Consider the following 7443-nt stretch of genomic DNA (forward strand, 5'->3'; position numbering starts at 1 on the left):
GAGGTTATTCTCCTCGTAGGTCTCGATGATCTTTTGTCGCAAGTCTAAAGAATAGGGCTTCATCGGGTCGTGGCTCCTGCCTAGGTCTATAATTTATTGTCCTCTTCTATTGTACCTCATGCAAGTGCATACCGCTATATTAATATCAAGTGTGGTAATTCTTTGATTAGTCGGTTTGCTTTGGATGTGGATGTTAAACAGGTTTTACAGAAGCAGAAGTTTAGTATTGAGCAATATCGCAATGCGGTACAGACTTATCGCAACGCGGAAAATAAGGAACAAAAGCGGCAGATGGAAACGCTGATTGCTAAGATTAAAGCTGGGTTTAGTGCTAATTTATTAATTGGTGATCCTAAGAAGGTGAAGTTACGTCAATTACAAGGGGAGCTTTATAATCTGGAAAATCAGGGTTTATTATTTGAGGAGACTAAGACGGAGCAAAAAGCGCGGGAGAAAAAAGTAACTAAGTTAAATAATGAGATTGATAAGCTAACTGCTGAAATTGCAGATATTGAAAGCGGTAGGCTGTATGAGAATGCTTTGGAATGGCGGTTTGAGTTTCCCGAAGTGTTAAATGATGACGGGGATTTTGTTGGGTTTGATGTGGTGATTGGGAATCCTCCTTATATTCGTCAAGAAGACATTAAGGAATTAAAACCAACTTTACAAAAATCTTATCAATGTTATACGGGTGTTGCTGATTTGTTTGTTTATTTTTATGAATTGGGTTTAAACTTATTAAAACCTCAAGGTCATTTAACTTATATTTCCTCTAATAAATATTTTCGCGCAGGTTATGGTGAAAAGTTGCGTCAACTTCTGGGAGATTCAACCACAATTTACAATCTAATTGATTTTGGTGATTTCCCTGTTTTTGAAGAAGCTATAGCTTATCCAAGTATTATCACTTTAAGCAAAAATAAATCTGAAAATAATCAATTACAAGCTTTATCCTGGGATGAAACGAAAAAACAAGATATTGCACAGTTTGCAACGGTATTAGAGCAAGATCGGTTAATAATTGCTCAAGAAAATTTAAAGCCTGATGGTTGGCGTTTAGAGTCTTCGCAAATTTTGGATTTATTAGCTAAGTTGCGTAATGCGGGTAAGTCTTTGGGTGAATATGTGGAAGGTAGATTTTACTATGGAATTAAGACAGGATTTAATGAAGCTTTTGTAATTGATCGCGCAACCCGTGACAGATTAATTAATGAGCATCCTTCCTCTGCTGAAGTGATTAAACCTTTTCTGCGCGGTCGTGACGTTAAAAGATGGTGTGTTGATTTTGCAGAGCAGTATTTAATTAAAATAGAATCCTCTGAAAATAAAGAACATCCTTGGTCTAAGTTAAGCGAACAAGAAGCTGAGAAAATTTTCGATGAAACATATCCTGCAATTTACAAGCATTTTTCTCAATTTAGGAAATCACTAATGAAAAGATGTGATCAAGGTCGCTTTTTTTGGGAACTCCGGTCTTGCATTTACTGGCAAGAATTTGAACAACCTAAAATTATTTATCCAAATATTTGCAAACGAAATGAATTTGCATGGGATGAATTAGGTTATTATACTAATCAAAAGGCATTTATTATTTCTTCTAGCGATAAGGTTTTACTAGCAGTCCTTAACTCTAATGTGGTTATGTTCTTGTTTAAAAATCTATTATCAAAATTACAAGGTGACTTTTATGAGCCAAGTTCTATATTCATGAAAGATTTCCCGATTCCTAATGCAACTGAATCACAACGTACAGCAATAGAAAAACTTGTACAAAAATGTCTTGATGCTAAAAAAGACGATTCTAACGCTAACACAAGCGAATTAGAAAAGCAGATTGATCACTTAGTTTACAAACTCTATCAACTCACCTATAATGAGGTAAAAATCATTGATCCAGAATTTGAGCTTACAGAACAAGAATATCTGGACTTACCCTAAGCAAAAATACTAAAAAATTAACCAAACCCTTAAGTAGGGCTTGCTGAAAGAAGCTGTAACCTTTATCGGAAAAGGCTTTTAGCTGAATTGAGAGTCCCTCAGGTGCCAGGAAATCTGCTAAAATCGCTTAAAACCCTTGCACCTTCCTTGGCTAGTACCAATGTACCGCAGAGTCGAGCTACCCCCAACCTCACCAGAAAACTTCGAGTTTCCCTCGGAGGGGAAATTATCCCCAGACAATCGTTGGGTTATCATGGCCAATCTAATTCCTTGGTCAGAATTTGAAGAAGAATATGCCCAAAACTTCTCAGAAGAAATGGGTGCACCAGCCAAAACCTTTCGGATGGCGTTGGGAGCTTTAATCATTAAAGAGAAGTTGGGAACAAGTGATAGGGAAACCGTCGAACAAATTAGAGAGAACCCTTATCTACAATACTTTTTAGGGCTATCGGCTTACAGCAATGAAGCTCCCTTTGAAGCCTCAATGTTAGTCTATTTTCGAGAAAGAATCGGGTTTAATTTAGTCAACCAAGTCAACAAAAAAATGGTGAGCAACCAGGGAGGATTAAGCGGCTTTCAAAGGGGAGAAAAAAAGCCCGAAAAAGCAGAAAAGGGAGAAGAAGAAAGTGAGCCGAAAAATCAAGGAAAATTAATTTTAGATGCCACCTGTGCGCCGGCTGACATTAGGTATCCCAATGACTTAGGAATATTAAATCAAGCCAGAGAACAAACCGAAGAAATTATCGACTCCCTCTACGAACCCATCAAAGACAAATTCCCGAAAAAACCGAAAACTTACCGAGAACAAGCCAGAAAAGCTTACTTAAAAGTGGCTAAAAGACGCAGACCATCTCAAAAACAACGGAGAAAAGCTATTAAAAAACAACTCCAATATATCAAAAGAAACTTAGCTCATATTGAGCAGTTAATGGCGGTCGGAGCCTCGCTTTCTTGGCTGAGTAAAAGGCAGTATAAAATGCTGCTAGTTGTCGCAGAAGTTTACCGCCAACAGTTATGGATGTGGTCAAATAAAAAACAGAGTATTGAGAACAGAATCGTCAGTTTAACCCAACCTCATGTACGTCCAATTGTCAGAGGAAAAGCTGGAAAACCAGTGGAATTCGGAGCTAAACTGTCAGCAAGCTGTTGCAATGGCTATGTATTTTTAGACCGTCTAAGTTGGGATAATTTCAATGAATCTGGGGACTTGAAAGAACAAATAGAAGAATTTAAGCGTTATACGCGCTTCTATCCTGAATCCGTTCATGTAGACAAAATTTATCGGACGCGGGAGAATCGAGCTTACTGTCAAGAAAGAGGTATTAGAATGAGTGGACCCCCTTTAGGAAGACCGCCGGCAAATATTAGTAAAGAAAAGAAAAAACAAGCTCTTGAAGATGAAAGCATTCGTAATGCTATTGAAGGGAAATTTGGTCAAGCAAAAAGAAGATTTAACCTCAATCGAGTGATGGCAAAACTTCCCTCAACTTCTCAAACAGCCATTTCTGTCACTTTTTTGGTTATCAATCTTTCTACCCTGCTTCGGCAGGTTTTGTGCTTTTTTTTGTGCTTTTTTCGAGAAAGAACAAATTTTCTCCTGTTTTCTCCCCTTTGCTATTAATAAAAGTTATATTTTCTCTGAATTATCTCAACAAAAACTTATCTTCTCAATCGGCTTGAATAATCAATTATCTTTCTCCTGCTGCCCCCTTACTTTTTCAGCAAGCCCTAAGTAGGTAGGGTATGCTGAAAAAGTACGGGCGAAGCATTCGGATAGAAAATCTACAGTTTCACCGATAGGTTATTGCCCGAATGCTTCGCCCCTACAGGACGCGGGCCGATGAAGAGGCAAGGTTTTGAAGCACGATTCTCTCAAAATCTTGCACCTGTTTCACGAGAAAAGCCAAAAAACCGCTACCTTGCCTACATTTCACATTTATTCAGCAAGCCCTAAGTAGGTAGGCGTTAAAAATCATCAGACACCCCCCTTATCAAGGGTAGCTCCCCCCGCCTATCGGCACCCCCCTTATCAAGGGGGGCAGGGGGGATCGAACCTAAAATCCATTTTTAATTTAATTATAACCAGCTACTTAACACAAGAAAAGCTAAATTTAGTTTAAAGAGGCGCGATCGCCCCTTTGTTAGAGTCATTTAAAGTTAAGTTCTGAGCCACTTTAATATCTGAGGATTTTTGTCATAACGGTAGGTAAAACCATCTTTGGCTGTAATCACCTTCCCTCGACTGGCTTTACTCCGAATGCTAGAGAGTGATAGGTCTGTTAATAGTTTCATTTCCTGATGGGAAAATCCTTCAAGAGAATAGACTATTTCTGGTTCTGATCCATTATTGATAGTAATATCGGGTGTTATGGAATTGTTACTCGGAGCATTAGTAAACATTTCTCGCGCTTTTTTAAGGCGATAATCTTGAACGCTTAAGAGTTCCCAACTAGAGTCAGCAGAAAGTTCTAAAACCCATTGATGGTAATTAAACAGACTTTCTCGATGACCCACACTAATAAAGGTTGTCTTGCGAGTTTGTAATTGCTCGTATAAAATGCCCTCGTTAGTTAAATCTAAGGCACTGGTCGCCTCATCTAAAATGGTAAAACTCGGAGAATTCACTAACAATCGAGCAAAGGCTAGGCGTTGTTGTTCACCGAGGGAGAGAATGTTTTCCCAGGGTTTTTCGGAGTCAAAGTCATCCACCCGATTTAGCACATTTTGCAAATTGACTTGTTGTAATACTGCTTGAAGTTCGGTATTGCTCATCTCACGATTGGTTAGAGGATACAGCAATTGTTCCCGTAAGGTTCCCAAAATAATGTAGGGACGTTGGGGCAAAAAGAGAATTTCTTCCAGGGGAGGACGCACTAAACGTCCAGTGCCAGCATTCCATAAACCAGCGATCGCTCTTAATAAAGAACTTTTACCTCGACCACTGGGCCCGACAATCAATAATCCTTCACCTTTTTGAACAGTAAGAGATAAATCCTCAACAATTACCTTTTCATAGTCAGGGGTTTCTAGGGTGACGTGTTCAAAGGCAAAATGATTTTCTTCTATGGTTGTAATTGTGCTGACATTCTCGGCTTGTTTAGTCACAGTTTCTAAGGCATTAGAAAATTCATTTAAACGTTCTACATAACTCGAAAACCGTCCTGATGTGCCAAATTCTGTAATTAATTCTCCCAGGGCTGATGCAAACATAAAACTAGCTAATGAAGCTTGCTCAACTTGCCCATAATCAATTTCTCCTTTAATATACAAAGGGCCAAGGACTAAAAAAGGAAAAAACTGAATGACGGAACGATAGCCCCGACTAAAAATTTCATTCCCTTTTTCCCAGTTAATTTTATTTTTCGTATCATTGATAACTTCCTGAAACCGTCGCTGAATAATATTTTGTTCCTCTTTTTCTCCCCGAAAAAAAGCAATAGATTCCGCATGAGTCCGAACATGGGTTAAGGCATAGTTATAATCTGCTTTTGATTGCAGTTGTGCCTGATTGATCTTGCTTAATTCTTGATTTAGATAGGCGGCAATAAAATTACCGATAATCGTGTAAAACAGTAGCGGAATAGCAATCTGTCGAGAAATTGACCAAACTACCACTAAAAAAGTTAGCATTTCCAGACTTTTTTCTAAAAAAGTGGCCGAGAAACTAATGGCGTTTGTGGCGATCGGTTCAATTTCCTGGGCTAGACGTTGATCGGGGTTATCAATGTCAGATTGAAAGTTAATTTTATAATAGGCACGATTACTAAAATATTTTTCTAAAATCTGGGTGTTTAACCATTGATACCAATCTAGGGCAATTTTTTTGCGAATATCTTTGGTGAACCCTGCCAGCAGCGTTACACAGATTAATCCGATCGCATAGACAGTTAATGTACTGGCAAATTGAGACGCATCTTTTTCTTGAATAATGACATCAATTAAACGACGATTAACAAAACTATTAAAAGCCGTTACGCCGACTAATCCCACAATCAAAAAGATCAGCAGTGATAGCATTCCCCAGGAACGAATAACCTCAGAAAAGCTTCTTTTATTTGATGCAGTGGGATACCAATAGGGTTGGGCGATCGCCTTTACATCCCTTAAAAATTGGTTAAAGGAAGCAAGGGCATTGGGACTAGAAGCTGTTTGGGTTGTCATACTTGTCCTCTGACAGGTGAACGATCATTCATTTTAAACAATAATCAGGCTTTTTGAAAGTTTTAGGCTAGGTAGCTATTTAGTTTTTCAGCGAGGATTGGATTTTTAATTAAACTGTAGTGATCGCCGCTAATCCATTCAGATTGCAAGTCATTGATTACTTGATGCCAACCAGTATTTTTAATAGAACTGTCTTCCGCTCCCAAGAAAACACTTCTACCCAGATACGTCTTGGGAGAATAGCTGCTCAAAGCTTGGTGATTAATCTGGAAAACTTTAAACCAGGTTTTAATCTGCTTCTTCCCAAAATCTGACGGCAAAAGATTCGTCTCTTGACTCCAAGTAATAAACTTGTCTAGTAATTCGTCTGATGTAAAATGGGCAAGTTCACTCCCAGAGAAAGAGATTTCTTGATTAAATATACTGGCTAAATCTCTGATGAAAGAATAGGCAATATTGAGTTCTTCATTAAATTCTTCTGGCAGGGAATTAGCAGAATTTTTCTCCCTATTAACTGAATTAAGTAAACTGGGAGAATAACTATCTATTAAAGCCAGTAAAGCAATTTTTTGTCCTTGGTTCAATAATTGTTGGGCGATTTCAAAGGCAATTACTCCTCCCATTGACCAACCTCCTAAATAGTAGGGGCCAGAGGCTTGAACAGTTTGTATTGCTTCAACATAAATCATTGCCATTTCTTCAATAGAGGCTACAGTTTTTTCTACTTCATTTAGCCCTAATGATTGTAATCCATAAAACGGCTGTTTCGTTCCTAAATTACGAGCTAAATCGGCATAACACAACACATTACCACCAATGGGATGAACAGCAAAAAATGGGGTTTTATTACCTTGAGACTGGATAGCAATCAACGGTGAAGATACTAGCTGAGTTGTTCCTTGATCTAGTAATTTGGCTAGATCTGCTATGGTTCCATTTTGAAAAAGACTGGTTAATGGTAAGCTTTTGCCTAACTTTTGTTCGATACGGTTGATCAGACGGACCGCTAATAAAGAATGACCACCTAATTCAAAGAAGTTTTCCTGAATACCAATATCATTAATGCCTAAAATTTCTGACCAGATTTGAGCTAATTGTAATTCTATTAAGTTACGCGGGCCAATTTTAGGGATATTTTTTCGGGTCTGATCATCAGGAATAGGTAAGGAACGGCGATCGCATTTGCCACTGGGGGTTAGGGGCAAATCATCTAAAATAACAAAGGTATTGGGAACAAGATAGGCGGGTAATTGATTAGCCAAGAATTGACGCAATTCAGCACTCGTCGTCTGGGAGTCGGAAGTAAGAACTACATAGGCAACTAAGCGTTTATCGCCAGGAGTA

At 38.4% G+C, this 7443-nt stretch carries 3 protein-coding genes and 1 pseudogene; 2 read left to right on the top strand and 2 right to left on the bottom strand.

What is annotated here, in order from left to right; genetic code table 11:
• Window positions 1-138: 138 nt before the first annotated feature.
• Together IM473_RS22270 and IM473_RS22275 are read left to right on the top strand one after the other, a co-directional pair.
• A pseudogene (locus IM473_RS22270) lies at window positions 139-1938 on the top strand (Eco57I restriction-modification methylase domain-containing protein); the annotation flags it as partial.
• A gap of 160 nt (window positions 1939-2098) precedes the next feature.
• The gene (locus IM473_RS22275) at window positions 2099-3559 is read left to right on the top strand and encodes an IS5 family transposase (RefSeq protein ID WP_407069741.1); all 1461 of its coding nucleotides are present in this window, start codon (window positions 2099-2101) and stop codon (window positions 3557-3559) included.
• Window positions 3560-4095: 536 nt separating this feature from the next.
• On the opposite strand, the gene IM473_RS22280 is transcribed toward IM473_RS22275, so the two are convergent.
• Together IM473_RS22280 and IM473_RS22285 are read right to left on the bottom strand one after the other, a co-directional pair.
• Window positions 4096-6099 carry an ABC transporter ATP-binding protein/permease gene (locus tag IM473_RS22280; RefSeq protein ID WP_287659212.1) on the bottom strand — a complete coding sequence of 668 codons (2004 nt, stop codon included), beginning with the start codon at window positions 6097-6099 and terminating at the stop codon, window positions 4096-4098.
• Window positions 6100-6161: 62 nt separating this feature from the next.
• Window positions 6162-7443, bottom strand: a 1282-nt coding sequence (locus tag IM473_RS22285) for a thioesterase domain-containing protein (RefSeq protein WP_287659214.1), incomplete at its 5' end; no start/stop codon positions are given.

The organism is Microcystis sp. M015S2 (assembly GCF_020245945.1).
Classification (GTDB): domain Bacteria; phylum Cyanobacteriota; class Cyanobacteriia; order Cyanobacteriales; family Microcystaceae; genus Microcystis.

Bases quoted from the DNA above. Each gene is read 5' to 3' on its own strand.
- IM473_RS22275 (WP_407069741.1), top strand. From the start codon at position 2,099: ATGTACCGCAGAGTCGAGCTACCCCCAACCTCACCAGAAAACTTCGAG.
- IM473_RS22280 (WP_287659212.1), bottom strand. From the start codon at position 6,099: ATGACAACCCAAACAGCTTCTAGTCCCAATGCCCTTGCTTCCTTTAAC.